The sequence below is a fragment of the Streptomyces sp. NPDC024687 genome, assembly GCF_055559055.1.
This window is the reverse complement of record NZ_JBVHLJ010000015.1, coordinates 1-16524: the sequence shown is the minus strand read 5'-3', so window position 1 is coordinate 16524 and position 16524 is coordinate 1. Positions and strand designations below refer to the sequence as shown.

The window sequence follows — 16524 nt, the reverse complement described above, 5'->3', positions numbered from 1 at the left end:
CCTGGTGACCGGGCCTGTCCGGCGGAGCAGAGTAGCCGGACATGGACGAGGCGGCCACCCGGTGCGCAAGGATGGTGGCCATGAACGCCATCATCTCCGCATCCGAACTCGCGAGCGCCCTGGCGGGCCCGAACCCGCCCGTGCTGCTCGACGTCCGCTGGCAGCTGAGCGTGGCCAAGGCAGCCGGTGAGCCACCCTTCGACGGCCGGGCCGAGTACGCGGCCGGGCACCTCCCGGGCGCGGTCTACGTCGACCTGGACCGGGAGTTGGCCGGCCCGGCCGGCGCCGGCGGGCGGCATCCGCTGCCCGACCTCGCGGAGTTCGGCGCAGCGATGCGCCGGGCGGGTGTCTCCGCCGGTACACCGGTCGTCGTGTACGACGGCGGGCAGGGCTGGGCGGCCGCCCGCGCGTGGTGGCTGCTGTCCTGGACAGGTCACCCGGATGTGCGAGTCCTCGACGGCGGGTTGACGTCCTGGCAGGGGCCGCTGCAGTCCTCGCTGCCGGGTCCCGCTCTCTCCGAGGGCGACTTCGAGCCGACGCCCGCGGCGGCCGGTCTGCTCGATGCCGACGCGGCCGCGGCGCTGGCCCGCGCGGGTGTGCTGCTGGACGCACGTGCGGGGGAGCGCTACCGCGGCGAGGTGGAGCCGATCGACCGCGTAGGAGGCCACATCCCGGGCGCCCGGTCCGCGCCCACCACGGACAACGTCGGCCCGGACGGCCGCTTCCTGCCCGCGGAGGAGCTGAACGCCCGCTTCAAGGCCCTCGGCGCCACCGACGGCACCGAGGTCGGCGTCTACTGCGGTTCCGGCGTCTCCGGCGCCCACGAGGTCCTGGCGCTGGCGGTCGCGGGCATCCCGGCGGCGCTGTACGTCGGCTCCTGGTCGGAGTGGTCCTCGGACCCCGGGCGACCGGTCGCCGTGGGCCCGGACCCCCAGTAGCCCGCCCCCGCCCGGTACGACGGGAAAGGGCCGCACTCGACGAGCGCGGCCCTGATCCTCGTACGGCTGACTACTCCTGCTTCTTCCTGCGCGTGCCGAACACGATCTCGTCCCAGCTCGGCACCGCCGCTCTGCGGCCCGGGCGGACGCCGTCGGCCTCGGCCTGGCGGTCGGTCGCGCCGATGAGGCGGTCGCGGTGGCTGGCCACCGAACGCGGCATGAGGACGTCCGCGTAGGCGGAACCGGCCGAGGCCGCGGGGGCCGGCGGCTCCTCCACCTCCGGCTCCTCCTCGAGCGCGGGCGGTTCCTCGATGCTCGCCGTCTCGGACGGCCGCTCCGGTACGACCATGTCGCCCCGGAAACTCGGCACGGCCTCCAACAGGCTGGTCAGCGAGTCCCGTTCGGCGACGGTCTCCTCGACGGGCTCGGCCGGGGGCAGGCTCGGCCGGTCGAGGGCACGGTCCAGCGGACGGTCGCGCGGCAGCCGGGCGATACGCGGCACGAAGGGAAAGCTGGGCTCCGGCGCGCCGAGGTCCTCGGACTCGCCGATGAGCGAGCGGGCTTCCTCGTCGACGGCCTGGACGAGCCGCCGGGGCGGGTCGTAGGTCCAGCTCGCCGAGTGCGGTTCACCCGCGACGCAGTAGACCAGCAGAACCTCCCAGGTGCCGTCGTCGCGACGCCACGAGTCCCACTGGACGGTGTCCTTCTCGGCGCCGCGCAGCACCAGCCGCTCCTGCACGGCCTCGCCGAGCTGCGGTCCGGCGTTCTCGCCGGGTCGGCGGACCGGGGTCTTGCGGGCTCGTTCGGCCATGAAGGCGCGCTCGGCGAGCACGGGGCCCTCGAAGCGCCGTACGCGGTCTACGGGGATACCTGCGAGCTGGGCTACCTCTTCCGCGGTGGCACCCGCGCGTATACGCGCCTGGATGTCGCGGGGACGGAGATGGCTTTCGACCTCGATCTCGATCTGGCCGAGGCGGGGACGGTCGCCGCGCACCGCAGCGCGCAGCCGCTCGTCGATCGGAAGCGTGTACTCCGTTGCGTCGGCAGCCTTCAGCACCAGCCGTGTGCCGTCATTGGAGACGGCCACGACACGCAGTTCGGGCATGGGGACCTCCCGGGTGGTGCCTGCCGACGTCACGTGCGTCGCTGCTTCCGCTAGTCGAGTGTGGCCTGCCCGGGTGCAGCCTGCCACAACCTTGCCGAGTTGCCCGGCGTGTCGGGCCAGGGCCCTGGATCGCCGTTATGGCACGGTTACCTATTCGCAACGCTAAGTGACCAACTCCGTCACCCTGTGCAACTGGCCCCCTCCCGACCGCCCTTGAAGGCCACGGACGTCCTGGCGGGAGACCTGACCCAGGGCTCGCAACAGTACTCCATTTGGGCCACGTGCGTGGATTGGCGCGCCACTCGACTTCGTTCAAGAAACCCTGTCCGGCCGTTCGTTGAGCAGTTCTTGCGATCTTGGACGTGGCGTAGTTCACGGAATCGCCAGAAACGGAACTATTGCCTTCGTGCGTATGTCCGGCGATCGCCCGGCTATGCCCCCAACACCCTGCGCAGATAGTCGTTCTGGAACCGCCGGTCGGGATCGAGGCGGTCCCGGAGCGCGGTGAACTCGCCGAAGCGCGGATAGACGCCCGCGAAGTACTCGGCGTCGCGCGTGTGCACCTTGCCCCAGTGCGGGCGCCCCTCGTGCGCCGTGAAGATCCGCTCCGCGGCCGTGAAGTACGCCTGGTACGGCGTCCCCTTGACCATGTGGACGGCGATGTACGCGCTGTCGCGGCCCGAGGCGGTGGACAGTGTGATGTCGTCGGCGGGCGCGGTGCGCACCTCCACGGGGAAGCTGACCCTGAGGGCGGACCGCTCGACCATCGTCCTCAGTTCGCGCAGCGTCTCCACGACGGCCTCGCGCGGGACGGCGTACTCCATCTCCACGAACCGCACCCGGCGGGGCGATGTGAAGACCCTGTACGGGATGTCGGTGTACGTCCGCGCGGACAGCGCCTTGCTGGAGATGCGCGCGATGGAGGGGATCGTGCCCGGCGCCGCGCGGCCGACCCACTGGGCCACCTGGAAGACGCCGTTCGAGAGGAACTCGTCCTCGAACCAGCCCTGGAGCTGCGGCACCGGCTTCTCCGGACCCGCGCTGCGGTTGTTGCGCTTGGTGTTGGTGGAGCCGGTGTGCGGGAACCAGTAGAACTCGAAGTGCTCGTTCTCGGCCCAGAGTTCGTCGAAGGCGCTGGTGACCTTGTCGAAGCTCATCGGCTCCTCGCGAGCCGTGAGCAGGAAGATCGGCTCGACGGCGAACGTGATCGCGGTGACGATGCCGAGCGCGCCCAGACCGATCCGGGCGGCCGCGAAGACCTCGGGGTTCTCCTTCTCGGAGCAGGAGAGCACCGACCCGTCGGCCGTGACCAGCTCGAGTCCCCTGATCTGGGCGGCGATCGAGCCCGACTCGCGGCCCGTGCCGTGGGTGCCGGTGCTGGTGGCTCCGGAGACCGTCTGCTCCATGATGTCGCCCATGTTGGTGAGCGACAGGCCCTCACGCGCCAGAGCCACGTTGAGCCTCTTGAGCGGTGTTCCGGCCTCCACCGTGACCGTCATGGCGTCCCGGTCAATGTTGCGTATACCGGTCAACAGTTGAGGGCGTATCAACACACCGTCGGTCGCGGCGATCGAGGTGAAAGAGTGCCCCGTGCCGACGGCCTTCACCTTCAGGCCGTCCTCGGCGGCCTTCCGCACGGCAGCGGCCAGCTCGTCGACCGAGGCAGGCGTGACCTCCCGCGCGGGACGCGCCGCGACATTGCCGCCCCAGTTACGCCACGTGCCGTTCCTCGCGCTCGCTGCCGTGCTCAACGCTGCCTCCCCGACGTGGAGCCGGCCTCTTGAGCCGGCGGTACCCGAGGAAACCGACCGCGACCGCGACGGCCCCGGACACCGCCGGAACCCCGTACCCGGCGCGCGCACCGGCCGCGTCGATCACCCAGCCGGCCACGGAGGAGCCGAGTGCGACCCCGACCGCGAGCCCGGTACTGATCCAGGTCATGCCCTCGGTCAGTTGCGCGCGTGGTACGTGCTGTTCGATCAGGGACATCGTCGTGATCATCGTGGGAGCGATGGACAGGCCCGCAACGAACAGCGCCACGGCCAGAAACGGCAAGTTTCCGACCAGTAGGAGGGGGATCATACTCACGGCCATGGCGCATATGCCCAGCAGCCAGCGAGGTTCGGGCCTGCCCGGAAAGTGCAACAGCCCGAAGACGAGGCCCGCGACACAGGACCCCGCCGCGTAGAGGGCGAGCACGAGGCTGGCGGCGCCCTTGTGGCCCTGCTCGTCGGCGAAGGCCACGGTGACCACGTCCACCGCCCCGAAGATCGCCCCGGTCGCCACGAAGGTGGCCACCAGGACCTGCAGACCCGGCGCGCGCAGTGCCGTACGGCCGCCGTCCTGCTCACGCGGGTGCGGAGCCGGCTCGGTGGCCCGCTGCGCGGTCAGCCAGAACACACCGACCGCCAGGAAGCAGGCGGCGAGCAGCGGACCCGCCTCGGGGAACCAGGCCGTGGACAGCCCGATGGAGATGATCGGTCCGAAGATGAAGCAGACCTCGTCGACGACGGACTCGAAGGAGTACGCGGTGTGCAGCTGCGGGGTGTCGCGGTACACGGCCGCCCACCGCGCGCGGATCATCGCGCCGAGGCTCGGCACCGAGCCGATGCCGACGGCACAGACGAACAGCACCCAGTCCGGCCACTCGAAGTGCGCCGCGAGCAGCATCCCGGCGGACGCCACCAGCGCGACGAGGGTCGCCGGGCGCAGCACCCGCCGCTGGCCGTGCAGGTCCACCAGCCGGGAGACCTGCGGGCCGATCGCGGCGGCGGCCAGCGCGATGGTCGCGGACAGCGAGCCCGCGAGACCGTACCTGCCGGTGAGCTGGGAGATCATCGTGACCACGCCGATACCCATCATCGACAGCGGCATCCGGCCGACGAAGCCCGCGGCGGAGAAACCCCTGGAGCCGGGGGCGGCGAACAGGGCGCGGTAAGGGCTGGGCACAGGGTCTCCGGTCGGCCGGTGAGCGGCGGCTCGTGGGGCGGGTAAGGCGCGAATGCGCCTCATACAGCTTACTGGTGAGGGACCCCCGCGCACCTGGCCGGGCGGGCGGGAACCCGGGTGGTCACCCCGCCGTTTCCCGGCTGTCAGTACCGGATGACAGGATCGACCCATGCGAGACGCGCTCGACGCCACCCCCTACGACGCCCTGCTCCTGCTCTCGTTCGGCGGCCCCGAGGGCCCGGACGACGTGGTCCCGTTCCTGGAGAACGTCACGCGCGGGCGTGGCATCCCCAAGGAACGCCTGAAGGAAGTCGGTCAGCACTACTTCCTGTTCGGCGGGGTCAGCCCCATCAACGACCAGAACCGCGCCCTGCTGGACGCCCTGCGCAAGGACTTCGCGGATCACGGCCTGGGCCTGCCGATCTACTGGGGCAACCGCAACTGGGCGCCGTACCTCACGGACACCCTGCGCGAGATGGTCGCCGACGGCCATCGCCGCATCCTGGTCCTCGCCACCAGTGCCTACGCCTCCTACTCGGGCTGCCGCCAGTACCGCGAGAACCTCGCCGAGTCGCTGGCGGCCCTCGAGGCCGAGGGCCTGGAGCTGCCGAAGATCGACAAGCTGCGGCACTACTTCAACCACCCCGGTTTCCTGGAGTCCATGGTCGACGGGGTGATCGCGTCCCTCGCCGAGCTCCCCGAGGACGTTCGCGACGGCGCCCACATCGCCTTCTCGACCCACTCCATCCCGACCGCGTCCGCGGACACCTCAGGACCGGTCGAGGGCCACGGCGAGGGCGGGGCGTACGTCGCGCAGCACCTGGAGGTCTCGCGGCTGATCGCGGACGCCGTCCGTGAGCGCACCGGCGTCGACCACCCCTGGCAGCTCGTCTACCAGTCGCGCTCCGGTGCCCCGCACATCCCGTGGCTGGAGCCCGACATCTGCGACCACCTGGAGGAGCGCCACGCGTCCGGCGTCCCCGCCGTGGTGATCGCGCCCATCGGCTTCGTCTCCGACCACATGGAGGTCCTCTACGACCTCGACACGGAGGCGAAGGCCAAGGCCGAGGAGCTCGGCCTGCCGATGCGCCGCTCGGCGACCGTCGGCGACGACCCCCGCTTCGCCGCCGCCGTCCGTGACCTGGTCCTGGAGCGTGCCGCCGTCGAGCGCGGACAGCAGGTCACACCCTGCGTCCTCGGCGCGCTCGGGGCCGGCCACAACGTCTGCCCGGTCGGCTGCTGCCCCGCCCGCGCCCCCAAGCCCGCCGCCGCGGGCGTCGACAGTCCGTACGCGTGAGGAGCCCCGTGACCGACCCCCTGCACGCGGAACTGCTGCGGCTGGCCCAGGAGGCCGCCCGCCGCGCCGGGACCCTGCTGCGGGACGGCCGTCCGGCCGACCTCGCGGTCGCCAGGACCAAGTCCAGTCCCATCGACGTGGTGACCGAGATGGACATCGCGGCGGAGAAGCTGATCACGGACCTGATCTCCGAGCACCGCCCGCACGACGGCTTCCTCGGCGAGGAGGGCGCCGCCACCGAGGGCACCAGCGGCGTCCGCTGGGTGATCGACCCGCTCGACGGCACGGTCAACTACCTCTATGGGCTGCCCACTTGGTCCGTCTCCATCGCGGCCGAGCAGGACGGCGAGACCGTCGTCGGGGTCGTCGCGGTCCCGATGCGCGCGGAGACGTACCACGCGGTCCGCGGCGAGGGCGCCTGGGCCACGGGCGCGTGGGAGGGCGAGCGCAGGCTGGCGTGCCGCCCGGCGCCGCCCCTGGAGCAGGCCCTGGTGTCGACGGGCTTCAACTACGTCACCGAGGTCCGCGTCCACCAGGCCGAGGTGGTCCAAAAGCTGATCCCCCTCCTGCGGGACATCCGCCGTGGCGGCTCGGCGGCGGTCGACCTGTGCGACCTGGCCGCGGGCCGCCTGGACGGCTACTACGAGCGGGGACTGAACGCCTGGGACTACGGGGCGGGCGACCTCATCGCCCGAGAAGCGGGCGTCCTGACCGGCGGCCGCCCCGGAGAGCGCCCGAACCCCGGCCTCACCGTCGCCGGCACCCCGGGAGTCTTCGAGCCTCTCCAGCAGCTCCTGGAGGACTTCGGCGCCTGGCACGACTGACCGGCAGACTCCGGGCGAACGCGAGGTGAACAGGCCCGGACACCGACGCAGCGGGCCCCCGGCGCTGGATTCGCCGGGGGCCCGCTGTCGTGCCGGGAAGCCGATCAGACGTTAGACGCTGACCTCCACACCGTGTTCGGCGGCGAGGCGGCGCAGGTCGTCGAGCTCGCCCTGCTCCACCTCGACGAGGAAGTCGTCGCCCTCGTCGAGAGCTCGCGTCAGATCCGTCTCGGTCGCCCTTATGCGCTGCAGAAGTCCTGCGGTGAATGCGTCCATGCTGCGCCCCCTCGTCCTGGGTCGTGGGTCGGTGGCACGGGGGTGTGCCGTTCGGAAGGGGCGATCACGTCTCTTGCGGGTGCCCAGCGCAGCCCAGGCCGGGCGGCGACGGTGCCGGACACCCACGCCCGCTCTGCGGAAGCGGACAGCGCCGTGCCGCATGGTGGTACGGCACATGCAGAGCGTGATCGCGGGGTGTAAAGCCGTCCTCCCCCCGCTCCCTTCGACGGAAACCTCAACCCCGCGAGAAAATCCCGCATTCCCGCTCTCGCACCCGTCTTTCAGTTGGCCCTCACCCGCCTTACAGCCGACTTATGGCCGAAAAGGGCAGGATGGAGGCCGACACCCACCGAACCCCTGCCCGCGCGTGCCCGAAGCGCGCTACGCGGGTGGACACAGGAAGGACAAGCGACGTGCGCGTACTCGTCGTCGAGGACGAGCAGCTGCTCGCCGATGCGGTGGCCACCGGACTGCGCCGGGAGGCCATGGCCGTCGACGTCGTGTACGACGGTGCGGCCGCCCTGGAGCGCATCGGCGTCAACGACTACGACGTGGTCGTCCTCGACCGGGACCTCCCCCTGGTCCACGGCGACGACGTCTGCCGCAAGATCGTCGAACTCGGCATGCCCACGCGGGTGCTGATGCTCACGGCCTCCGGTGACGTCAGCGACCGCGTCGAGGGTCTGGAGATCGGCGCCGACGACTACCTCCCCAAGCCCTTCGCGTTCAGCGAGCTGACGGCACGCGTGCGTGCCCTCGGCCGCCGCACCAGCGTCCCACTGCCGCCGGTCCTGGAGCGCGCCGGGATCAAGCTCGACCCCAACCGCCGCGAGGTCTTCCGCGACGGCAAGGAGGTCCAGCTCGCTCCCAAGGAGTTCGCCGTCCTGGAGGTGCTGATGCGCTCCGAGGGCGCCGTCGTCTCCGCGGAGCAGCTCCTGGAGAAGGCCTGGGACGAGAACACCGACCCCTTCACCAACGTCGTGCGAGTGACCGTCATGACCCTGCGCCGCAAGCTGGGTGAACCCGCAGTGATCGTCACCGTCCCCGGCTCCGGCTACCGGATCTGATAACCCGTGGCCTCGACTCCCGCTCCTCCCCAGGCCCCTCCGAAGCCCACGTGGGACCCCAGGCGACCGGCGCCGCCACTGCCGTGGCTGCGCCCGACCATCCGCATAAGGCTCACCCTGCTGTACGGCGGCATGTTCCTGATCGCCGGCATTCTGCTGCTGTCGATCATCTACCTGATCGCCGCCCAGGCACTGAACGTGGGTAGCCGGCTGCCCTTCACGATCACTGTGGGCAAGGTCGCCAGCGACACCTGCAACCTGCCCACGGACGTCCCGGCCGACGTCATGAACAAGGCCCTGGAAAGCTGCGTCAACGCCCAGCGCCAGCACGCCCTGGACGACCTCCTCAGCCGCTCGCTGCTGGCCCTGCTCGGTCTGGCGATCATCGCCTTCGCCTTCGGCTACGCCATGGCGGGACGCGTCCTGTCGCCCCTCGGCCGGATCCTGCGCACCGCGCGCGCGGTGGCCGGCTCGGACCTGTCCCGCCGGATCGAGCTGGACGGGCCGGACGACGAGATCAAGGAACTGGCCGACACCTTCGACGACATGCTGGAGCGGCTGGAACGGGCCTTCACGGCCCAGCAGCGCTTCGTGGGCAACGCCTCGCACGAACTGCGGACCCCGCTGGCGATCAACCGCACGCTCCTGGAGGTGCACCTGTCGGATCCCGGGGCGCCGGTGGAGCTGCAACAGCTGGGCAAGACGCTGCTGGCCACCAACGAGCGCAGTGAACAGCTCGTGGAGGGCCTGCTGCTGCTCGCCCGCAGCGACAACCAGATCGTCGAGCGCAAGCCCGTGGACCTCGCCGAGGTCGCCGAGCAGGCGGTCGACCAGATGCACGGCGAGGCGGAGGCCAAGGGCGTGGCGATCCGCGGCGAGCAGAAGTCGGCGGTCGTCCAGGGCAACGGTGTCCTGCTGGAGCGCATCGCCCTGAACCTGGTGCAGAACGCGGTGCGCTACAACGTGCCGGAGGGCGGCTGGGTCGAGGTGACCACAGAGGTCCAGCACGGCCATGCGGTGCTCACGGTGTCCAACACGGGCCCCGTGGTGCCGGCGTACGAGGTCGACAACCTCTTCGAGCCCTTCAAGCGGCTGCGCGGCGCCGACCGCACCGGCAGCGACAAGGGAGTCGGTCTGGGGCTGTCCATCGTGCGGTCCGTGGCGCGGGCGCACGGCGGCCACATCACCGCTCAGCCGCGCGAAGGAGGTGGGCTGGTGATGCGAGTCACCCTGCCTGTCTGAGACCATGGCCCCCGCACCGAGACCGACATACAGGGATGTTCGCTTTGCGCGGAATTTTCTGGGCACCTGGAGGACCGCCCCCTGTGTGATCGATCACAAGGGAGAATTTCCCGCCATCCACTCTCCGTGATCATGCACCCTGTCGGAAAGCCGGGAACATCCGGGTTTTCAGGGGTCCTGATCACGGGAAGTACACGGTGAGACGCCTTTGAAGTGCGGGATTCGGACCGTGTACGGTCCCGATCGCCATCCAACCCGATCACTCAAGAGGGGTCCGGTTGGGTGTCGATTGAGTAACAGACCTTGATGTGAGGCAAAATCTCCGCCTCGGGTCGGGCACAAGTCCGGCCTCTCACGCGTTACGTGCGCTGGAGACACCGCAGACACCCAGAGGGGGAGAGCGACATGGCAACGGATTACGACACCCCGCGCAAGACCGACGACGACGTCGACTCGGACAGCCTTGAAGAGCTCAAGGCGCGTAGGAACGACAAGTCGACGTCCGCAGTGGACGTCGACGAGTTCGAGGCCGCCGAAGGCCTGGAACTGCCCGGAGCGGACCTCTCGAACGAAGAGCTGGCCGTCCGGGTACTGCCCAAGCAGCAGGACGAGTTCACTTGCATGAGCTGCTTCCTGGTGCACCACCGCAGCCAGCTGGCCCGCGAGAAGAACGGCCAGCCGATCTGCCGCGACTGCGACTGAGGGCGGGTCGGGCATGACTGGCTCGACCCCTCCTTGGAAGCGCCGCTCTCCCCGGCAGGGAGCGGAGCAGGGGCCGTCCGACGGCCCCCACCACGCGCGTGACGACGAGCGGGGCTCTTCCGGTCCGGGAGCCTCGCTCGAACCGGTGGCCGACCGGGCCGACCTCCCGGCGCCCACCGATTCGACCAGGACGCCCGCGCCCGTCGCGCGACGACGGGTGTCGGCGATCCGGGACAAGGCCCGGGAAGGGGTCCGCAAGGGCGGTAGCCGGGCCAGGGCGGGCCTGGCGTACCTCACGGACCGCATCATCGAGAACGCCCCGCGTATCCCCATACGGGACCTCGCGACCCTCCGCCGCCAGTTCCCCGGCCTTGGACCCGAGCAACTCGCGGACAAGCTCGTCGCGGGCGCCGCGAGCGCCACGGCGACGGTCGGAGCGGGGATCGGTGCGGCGGCGATGCTCCCTGTCCCGCCCGCGATGCCGACCGAACTGGCCGCCGAGATCACCGGCGTCGCCGCGATCGAGCTGAAGCTGATCGCCGAACTCCACGAGGTCTACGGCGTACGGCCGCCCGGGAACCTCAAGGAGCGCAGCACCGCGTATCTCAACTCCTGGTCGGGAGAGCGCGGGATCGACGTGAAGAAGCCGTCGACGGTGAGCGGCGCGCTGAACAGCCCGATGAAGCAGCAGCTGCGGCAGCAGATCATGAAGCGGATGATCCGCGACCTGCCGAATCTCATGCCGTTCCTGGTCGGCGCGGCCGTCGGGGCGGTCATGAACCGCAGGGACACAAGAAAGCTCGCGGAGCGGATCCGTAAGGATCTGCGCAAGGTCCAGGTGGCCTGGGACGAACTCCCCGCATTGCCGGCCCTGGAGATCCCGGCCGACCCACTGGAGCTGGAGACGTAAGACTTCCGTGAGAAGTCCGGGCCTCACTGTCCCTGCGGTCGGGTGAAGCCCTGCACGAACGTGCTAGGCGGCGGCCGTGCGGGCCGTCTTCAGCGCCTCGGCCAGCCGCTCCGGCTCGCGCGTCGACAGGTACAGATACGGCGTCGGGTCGTCCGGATCGGTGACCTCCACCTTCAGCGCCCCGGGGATGTAGGAGCGCAGCAGCAGAAAGGCCCGGGTGTCGGCCTTGTAGGTCCGCCAGGCGCGGGCCTCCTCCGGGTCCAGGATCTCCGCCTCGCCCAGCGCCGACACCGGGATCTTCGCCTCGCCCGCGATCAGGGAGTCCCCCACGACCCGGATGCGCAGCGAGCCGTAGGAGCTGGCGCAGATCGCCGCCGCGGCGGTGCCGCCGACCAGGCCGCCGAGCAGCGGAAGCGTCCCGAAGGGGAGCAGGATCAGCGCGAACGCGACGCCGACCAGGAGGGAGATCAGCCACCAGGAGCGGGGGGCGGTGAGGCGTTCGTCGTACGGGGCGGCGGAGGGCTGCATGGAACCAAGCTTGGCACGGTGTCTTGGCGGGCCCGACGCGCGGGTAAGGTCTGCGCCTGTGAGTGGTACTTCCCCGGCTCTGAAGCCTCCCGCCGACGCGGCGCGACCTGTGCGCCACCCGGACGCTCCCGCGCCCGGTGAGCTGCTCGGTGCGCACTACGGCCAGTGTTTCGGCTGTGGCGGCGAGCAGCCGCACGGGCTGCACCTGGAGGCGCGGGCCGGCGAGGGAGTCTCGGTCACCGCCGAGTTCACCGTGCGCCCCGCCCATCAGGGCGCCCCGGGACTCGCGCACGGCGGTGTGCTCGCGACCGCCCTCGACGAGACCCTGGGCTCGCTCAACTGGCTGCTGCGCACGATCGCCGTGACCGGACGGCTGGAAACCGACTTCGTACGGCCGGTACCGGTCGGCACGGTGCTGTACCTGGAGGCCGAGGTGACCGCGGTGGCCGGGCGGAAGATCTACTCGACCGCGACCGGCCGGATCGGTGGCCCCGAGGGGCCCGTCGCGGTCCGTGCCGACGCCCTGTTCATCGAGGTCAAGGTCGACCACTTCATCGACAACGGCCGCCCGGAGGAGATCCGGGCCGCCATGGACGACCCGGACCAGGTCCGGCGTGCCCGTGCCTTCGAGGTGAACCCGTGAGCCGTGACCCCCTGGACGTGCTGATCCGGCGCGTCGACCCCGACGTACCGCTTCCGTCGTACGCGCACCCCGGTGACGCGGGGGCCGATCTGCGGACCACCGAGAGCCGTGAACTGAAGCCCGGGGAGCGGGCCGTACTGCCCACCGGGGTGTCTGTGGCGCTGCCGGAGGGGTACGCGGCCTTCGTGCACCCACGATCCGGTCTCGCCGCCCGCTGCGGTGTCGCTCTCGTGAATGCCCCGGGGACGGTTGATGCCGGGTACCGTGGGGAGATCAAGGTGATCGTGGTGAACCTCGACCTGCACGAGTCGGTGCGGTTCGAGCGTTTCGACCGGATTGCTCAACTCGTCGTCCAGCAGGTCGAGAGGGTCCGCTTCCAGGAGGTCGCGGAGCTTCCCGACTCGGCGCGGGCCGAGGGGGGCTTCGGGTCCACCGGCGGTCACGCCGCCGTGGGCGACGGGGGCGATACAGACGCTGAGGCCGCCGTGAGCGGCACAACGGGTGGGAATCGATACGCATCGGTCGTATCCGACCGGGAAGGACAGTGACGTGTTCGGACGTCGCAACAAGAAGGGTGCCGCCGAGGGCGCGGCCGGCGAGGCCGAGCAGGTCGTCGACAGCGTCGGCACTGAGGCGGACGACGTAGAGCGCGAGCGCGTACGGCTGGAGCCGGAGCCGCGTCCCGACGGGCCCTGGGACGACACCGAGGTCCGCGACCCCGCCGAGGGCCGCGTGGACCTGGGCGGTCTGTGCGTCCCGGGTGTCGACGGCATGGAGCTGCGGGTCGAGGTCGCGGGCGACGCGATCGTCGCGGCCACCGTTGTGCTGCGCGACAGCGCCATCCAGCTCCAGGCCTTCGCCGCTCCCAAGCGCGAGGGCATCTGGGGCGAGGTGCGCGAGGAGATCGGCTCCGGCATCACCCAGCAGGGCGGCATCGTCGACGAGGTCGAGGGTCCGCTGGGCTGGGAACTGCGGGCCCAGGTGCCGGTGCAGCTGCCGGACGGCACGGGCGGCTTCCAGGTCGTGCGGTTCGTGGGTGTGGACGGACCGCGCTGGTTCCTGCGCGGGGTGATCTCGGGTCAGGGCGCGGTGCAGCCGCAGGCGGCCGGGCTCCTGGAGCAGATCTTCCGGGACACGGTCGTGGTCCGAGGCGAGGGTCCGATGGCGCCCCGCGACCCGATCGTCCTCAAGCTGCCGAACGACGCCCAGATGGTCCCCGAGGGCATCCAGCAGCAGGACGAGGGCTCCCGTTTCTCCGGCGGCATGGGCCAGCTCCAGCGCGGACCGGAGATCACAGAGGTCCGGTAGTCGTACGACATCGAGGGCCGTACCCCGTCAGGGGTGCGGCCCTTTTTCGTGCGCGGAACCTTGACGGCGGATTGGTCTGTACCTACCTTCTCGACTCGACGCGTCTGTTCATAAAGGCGCTTGGCGTTCATATACGAGAACGGAAGGCTCCCCACCTATGCGCAGAACCGCTCTCCTGACCGCTGTCGCGGCCCTCGCCGCCGGTGCTCTCGCCGTGCCCGCCGACGCCGCGCCCGCCACCTTCGTCCATCCCGGAGTCACCGTCTCCCAAGGGCAGTTGGACTTCGTCCGCAGCAAGGTGAACGCGGGTGCCCAGCCCTGGAAGGGTGCCTTCGACGCGATGCTGGCGAGCAAGTACGCCGATCTGAACCGCACGCCCAAGCCGCGCGCGGTCGTCGAGTGCGGGTCCTACTCGAACCCCAACTACGGCTGCACCGACGAGCGCGAGGACGCGATCGCCGCCTACACCGACGCCCTCGCCTGGTACATCACCCGGGACGAGCGGTACGCCAAGAAGGCCATCCAGCTCATGGACGCCTGGTCGGCGGTGATCACCGACCACACCAACAGCAACGCGCCCCTCCAGACCGGCTGGGCCGGCTCCTCGTGGCCCCGGGCCGCCGAGATCATCAAGTACACGTACACCGGGAGTTGGGCGAACTCCGGGCGCTTCGCGACCATGCTGCGCAACGTCTATCTGCCCGAGATCATCAACGGCTCGAACTCCAACGGCAACTGGGAGCTGTCGATGACGGAGGCGGCCGTCGGCATCTCGGTCTTCCTGGAGGACAAGACGTCGTACGACAAGGCCATGGCGAAGTTCCGCACCCGCACCGCGGCCTATGTCTACCTCGCCTCCGACGGTGAGCTGCCGAAGACCGTGCCGAGCCAGAACCTCGACACCCGCGAGAAGATCGTCAATTACTGGCAGGGGCAGTCCACCTTCGTCACCGGACTCACCCAGGAGACCTGCCGGGACCTCACGCACACCGGGTACGGCATCTCCGCGATCTCGCACGTCGCCGAGACGAGCCGGATCCAGGGGCAGGACCTGTACGGCACGGATGTGGGCGAGCGGTTGCGGCAGGCACTGGGGTTCCAGGCGAAGTACGAGCTGGGGACGGCCGTGCCGAGCTGGCTGTGCGGTGGGTCGCTGAAGCTCGGGCTCGGGCCGGTGACCGAGGTCGGGTACAACGCGCTGCACAATCGACTTGGCATGGGCATGACTAACACGCGGGCGCTGACGGAGCGGAACCGTCCGGCGGGTAGCAACAACCTCTTCGTGGCCTGGGAGACTCTCACCCACGGCGACAACCCGAACTGAAACCGTTGAAGGCCGGGCGCCGGGCGGTGATACTGGCGCCCGGTTTCACGGTTCACGGGGGAGGGCGCATGACTCAGGTGGTCACCGAGACCATGGTGCGGGTCGAGGACATCCACAGGTCGTTCGGCGAGGGGGCCGCCGCGGTGCACGCACTGCGCGGGGTCTCCTTCGAGGTGCCGCGCGGTGAGCTGGTCGCGCTCAAGGGGCGCTCGGGCTCCGGGAAGACCACGCTCCTCAACATCGTCGGTGGGCTCGACCGACCCGACCGGGGGCGGGTCGTGCTCGACGGGGTGGACGTCGCCGGGTTGGACGAGGACGGACTGCTGGCCCTGCGCCGGGACCGGATCGGCTTCGTGTTCCAGTCCTTCGGGCTCATCCCGATTCTCACCGCCGCCGAGAACGTCGGTGTGCCGATGCGGCTGCGGCGGATGGACGCACGCGCGCGTGAGGAGCGCGTCGAGCTGCTGCTGGCCCTGGTCGGCCTCGCGGACCACGCGAAGCAGCGGCCTGGTGAGCTCTCCGGGGGCCAGCAGCAACGGGTCGCCATCGCCCGCGCCCTCGCCAACAACCCCGCCCTCCTCGTCGCCGACGAGCCGACCGGCCAACTGGACGCGGAGACCGGTCACGCCGTGATGGAGCTGTTGCGGGCCGTCGTACGCAGCGAGAACGTCACGGCCCTGGTGGCCACGCACGACGCGACCCTGCTGGACCTGGCGGACCGGGTGCTGGAGTTGGGGGACGGGGAGATCGTGGGGCACTGAGGGGGTGCTTGGGGCGGTCCCTTGGTTGGTTAGTGGGGATGGCCGGGTGCGAGCGGCGTGCGCAGTGGTTGCGAGGGCGCTCAGTCGGTCCGGGTGCGGGCTGGGTGGGCCCGGGCCGGTGTGGCCGTGAAGGGTTACGGGGCGTGTGCGAGTGGGGTGGGCTCTGTCCGGGCTTGCCGCTGGTGTGGGTGCTCAGGTCTGGGGCGGGTGCGAGCGCTGGGCTCCGGTGAATTGGGGTGCTGCTCCGGCCCGGGAAGGCTGCGTAGTGTGCTGCGGCCGGGGATCCCCGAGACCGCGTGTCCCAGGTCTGCCGCCAGGCCGGAGCTGCCGAGACCTCCCCCTGGGTCCCCCGACACCGTGTGCCCTGGGTCCGCTGCGAGGCCGGAGCTGCCGGGCCTGCCCCCTTGGGATCCCGACACCACGTGTCCTGGGTCCGCTGCGAGGCCGGAGCTGCCGAGCCTGCCCCCGAGACCCCCGTAACCACACCCCACCCCCCGTTATCTTCTTCGCGGTCCTGCAAGAGGGCCGCTGGCCTCCGGGCCCGGCATGACTGTTCCCCCCTGTCGAACCGATGACCTGGGGGGTGGTGTCACCGGGCCTGAGAGGCGCCGTTGGAGACGCTGATGAGAGGTCCGACTACCGCCTGGCCT

At 70.6% G+C, this 16524-nt stretch carries 17 protein-coding genes; 12 read left to right on the top strand and 5 right to left on the bottom strand.

Annotated elements, in window-relative coordinates; genetic code table 11:
- Positions 1-80: 80 nt before the first annotated feature.
- Positions 81-938 (top strand): sulfurtransferase, encoded by an 858-nt coding sequence (locus ACZ39I_RS38515; RefSeq protein ID WP_467249932.1) that lies wholly within the window; start codon positions 81-83, stop codon positions 936-938.
- A gap of 70 nt (positions 939-1008) precedes the next feature.
- Here the strand turns inward: ACZ39I_RS38515 and sepH are convergent, their stop codons facing one another.
- The 3 genes from sepH to ACZ39I_RS38500 form a co-directional block, all read right to left on the bottom strand.
- The gene (gene sepH, locus ACZ39I_RS38510; protein WP_389999938.1) at positions 1009-2043 is read right to left on the bottom strand and encodes a septation protein SepH; all 1035 of its coding nucleotides are present in this window, start codon (positions 2041-2043) and stop codon (positions 1009-1011) included.
- Between the two features lie 431 nt (positions 2044-2474).
- Positions 2475-3794, bottom strand: coding sequence for a D-arabinono-1,4-lactone oxidase (locus tag ACZ39I_RS38505; protein ID WP_467249930.1), 1320 nt, complete (start codon positions 3792-3794; stop codon positions 2475-2477).
- Positions 3754-4992: an MFS transporter gene (locus tag ACZ39I_RS38500; protein ID WP_467249928.1), complete on the bottom strand. Its 1239-nt coding sequence runs from the start codon at positions 4990-4992 to the stop codon at positions 3754-3756. The genes ACZ39I_RS38505 and ACZ39I_RS38500 overlap by 41 nt, the downstream gene beginning before the upstream one ends.
- A 169-nt stretch (positions 4993-5161) precedes the next feature.
- Between ACZ39I_RS38500 and ACZ39I_RS38495 the strand changes: the two genes are divergently transcribed.
- Both ACZ39I_RS38495 and ACZ39I_RS38490 read left to right on the top strand, forming a co-directional pair.
- Complete coding sequence (locus tag ACZ39I_RS38495) at positions 5162-6289, top strand: ferrochelatase (RefSeq protein WP_467249926.1); 1128 nt, start codon at positions 5162-5164, stop codon at positions 6287-6289.
- Positions 6290-6297: 8 nt separating this feature from the next.
- Positions 6298-7113, top strand: a complete 816-nt coding sequence (locus ACZ39I_RS38490) for an inositol monophosphatase family protein (RefSeq protein ID WP_467249924.1) — start codon at positions 6298-6300, stop codon at positions 7111-7113.
- Positions 7114-7224: 111 nt separating this feature from the next.
- On the opposite strand, the gene ACZ39I_RS38485 is transcribed toward ACZ39I_RS38490, so the two are convergent.
- The gene (locus tag ACZ39I_RS38485) at positions 7225-7389 is read right to left on the bottom strand and encodes a hypothetical protein (protein ID WP_352382260.1); all 165 of its coding nucleotides are present in this window, start codon (positions 7387-7389) and stop codon (positions 7225-7227) included.
- A 413-nt stretch (positions 7390-7802) separates the two neighbouring features.
- On the opposite strand from ACZ39I_RS38485, the gene ACZ39I_RS38480 reads away from it, so the two are divergent.
- From ACZ39I_RS38480 to ACZ39I_RS38465, 4 genes are all read left to right on the top strand, one after another.
- Complete coding sequence (locus tag ACZ39I_RS38480; protein WP_030605557.1) at positions 7803-8456, top strand: response regulator transcription factor; 654 nt, start codon at positions 7803-7805, stop codon at positions 8454-8456.
- Between the two features lie 6 nt (positions 8457-8462).
- On the top strand, positions 8463-9698 hold the full coding sequence (locus tag ACZ39I_RS38475; protein WP_467249921.1) for a sensor histidine kinase: 1236 nt from the start codon (positions 8463-8465) through the stop codon (positions 9696-9698).
- A gap of 405 nt (positions 9699-10103) precedes the next feature.
- Positions 10104-10400 carry a DUF4193 domain-containing protein gene (locus ACZ39I_RS38470; RefSeq protein ID WP_005481602.1) on the top strand — a complete coding sequence of 99 codons (297 nt, stop codon included), beginning with the start codon at positions 10104-10106 and terminating at the stop codon, positions 10398-10400.
- Between the two features lie 13 nt (positions 10401-10413).
- Positions 10414-11310, top strand: coding sequence for a hypothetical protein (locus tag ACZ39I_RS38465; protein WP_467249919.1), 897 nt, complete (start codon positions 10414-10416; stop codon positions 11308-11310).
- 63 nt (positions 11311-11373) lie between these two features.
- Here the strand turns inward: ACZ39I_RS38465 and ACZ39I_RS38460 are convergent, their stop codons facing one another.
- Positions 11374-11838, bottom strand: coding sequence for a DUF3093 domain-containing protein (locus tag ACZ39I_RS38460; protein ID WP_467249917.1), 465 nt, complete (start codon positions 11836-11838; stop codon positions 11374-11376).
- Positions 11839-11896: 58 nt separating this feature from the next.
- On the opposite strand from ACZ39I_RS38460, the gene ACZ39I_RS38455 reads away from it, so the two are divergent.
- The 5 genes from ACZ39I_RS38455 (at position 11897) to ACZ39I_RS38435 (ending at position 15874) form a co-directional block, all read left to right on the top strand.
- Positions 11897-12481, top strand: coding sequence for a PaaI family thioesterase (locus tag ACZ39I_RS38455; protein ID WP_467249915.1), 585 nt, complete (start codon positions 11897-11899; stop codon positions 12479-12481).
- Positions 12478-13029 carry a dUTP diphosphatase gene (dut, locus tag ACZ39I_RS38450; protein ID WP_467249913.1) on the top strand — a complete coding sequence of 184 codons (552 nt, stop codon included), beginning with the start codon at positions 12478-12480 and terminating at the stop codon, positions 13027-13029. The genes ACZ39I_RS38455 and dut overlap by 4 nt, the downstream gene beginning before the upstream one ends.
- A gap of 1 nt (position 13030) precedes the next feature.
- A complete protein-coding gene (locus ACZ39I_RS38445) occupies positions 13031-13789 on the top strand; it encodes a DUF3710 domain-containing protein (protein WP_467249911.1) in 759 nt (252 codons plus the stop codon).
- Between the two features lie 157 nt (positions 13790-13946).
- Positions 13947-15113, top strand: a complete 1167-nt coding sequence (locus tag ACZ39I_RS38440; RefSeq protein ID WP_467249909.1) for an alginate lyase family protein — start codon at positions 13947-13949, stop codon at positions 15111-15113.
- A gap of 68 nt (positions 15114-15181) precedes the next feature.
- The gene (locus ACZ39I_RS38435; protein ID WP_352382242.1) at positions 15182-15874 is read left to right on the top strand and encodes an ABC transporter ATP-binding protein; all 693 of its coding nucleotides are present in this window, start codon (positions 15182-15184) and stop codon (positions 15872-15874) included.
- Positions 15875-16524 lie beyond the last annotated feature (650 nt).

Coding starts and splice junctions, on each gene's coding strand:
- ACZ39I_RS38485 (WP_352382260.1), bottom strand. CDS start 7,389: ATGGACGCATTCACCGCAGGACTTCTGCAGCGCATAAGGGCGACCGAG.
- ACZ39I_RS38440 (WP_467249909.1), top strand. CDS start 13,947: ATGCGCAGAACCGCTCTCCTGACCGCTGTCGCGGCCCTCGCCGCCGGT.
- ACZ39I_RS38470 (WP_005481602.1), top strand. CDS start 10,104: ATGGCAACGGATTACGACACCCCGCGCAAGACCGACGACGACGTCGAC.
- ACZ39I_RS38515 (WP_467249932.1), top strand. CDS start 81: ATGAACGCCATCATCTCCGCATCCGAACTCGCGAGCGCCCTGGCGGGC.
- ACZ39I_RS38465 (WP_467249919.1), top strand. CDS start 10,414: ATGACTGGCTCGACCCCTCCTTGGAAGCGCCGCTCTCCCCGGCAGGGA.
- ACZ39I_RS38495 (WP_467249926.1), top strand. CDS start 5,162: ATGCGAGACGCGCTCGACGCCACCCCCTACGACGCCCTGCTCCTGCTC.
- ACZ39I_RS38435 (WP_352382242.1), top strand. CDS start 15,182: ATGACTCAGGTGGTCACCGAGACCATGGTGCGGGTCGAGGACATCCAC.
- sepH (WP_389999938.1), bottom strand. CDS start 2,043: ATGCCCGAACTGCGTGTCGTGGCCGTCTCCAATGACGGCACACGGCTG.
- ACZ39I_RS38460 (WP_467249917.1), bottom strand. CDS start 11,838: ATGCAGCCCTCCGCCGCCCCGTACGACGAACGCCTCACCGCCCCCCGC.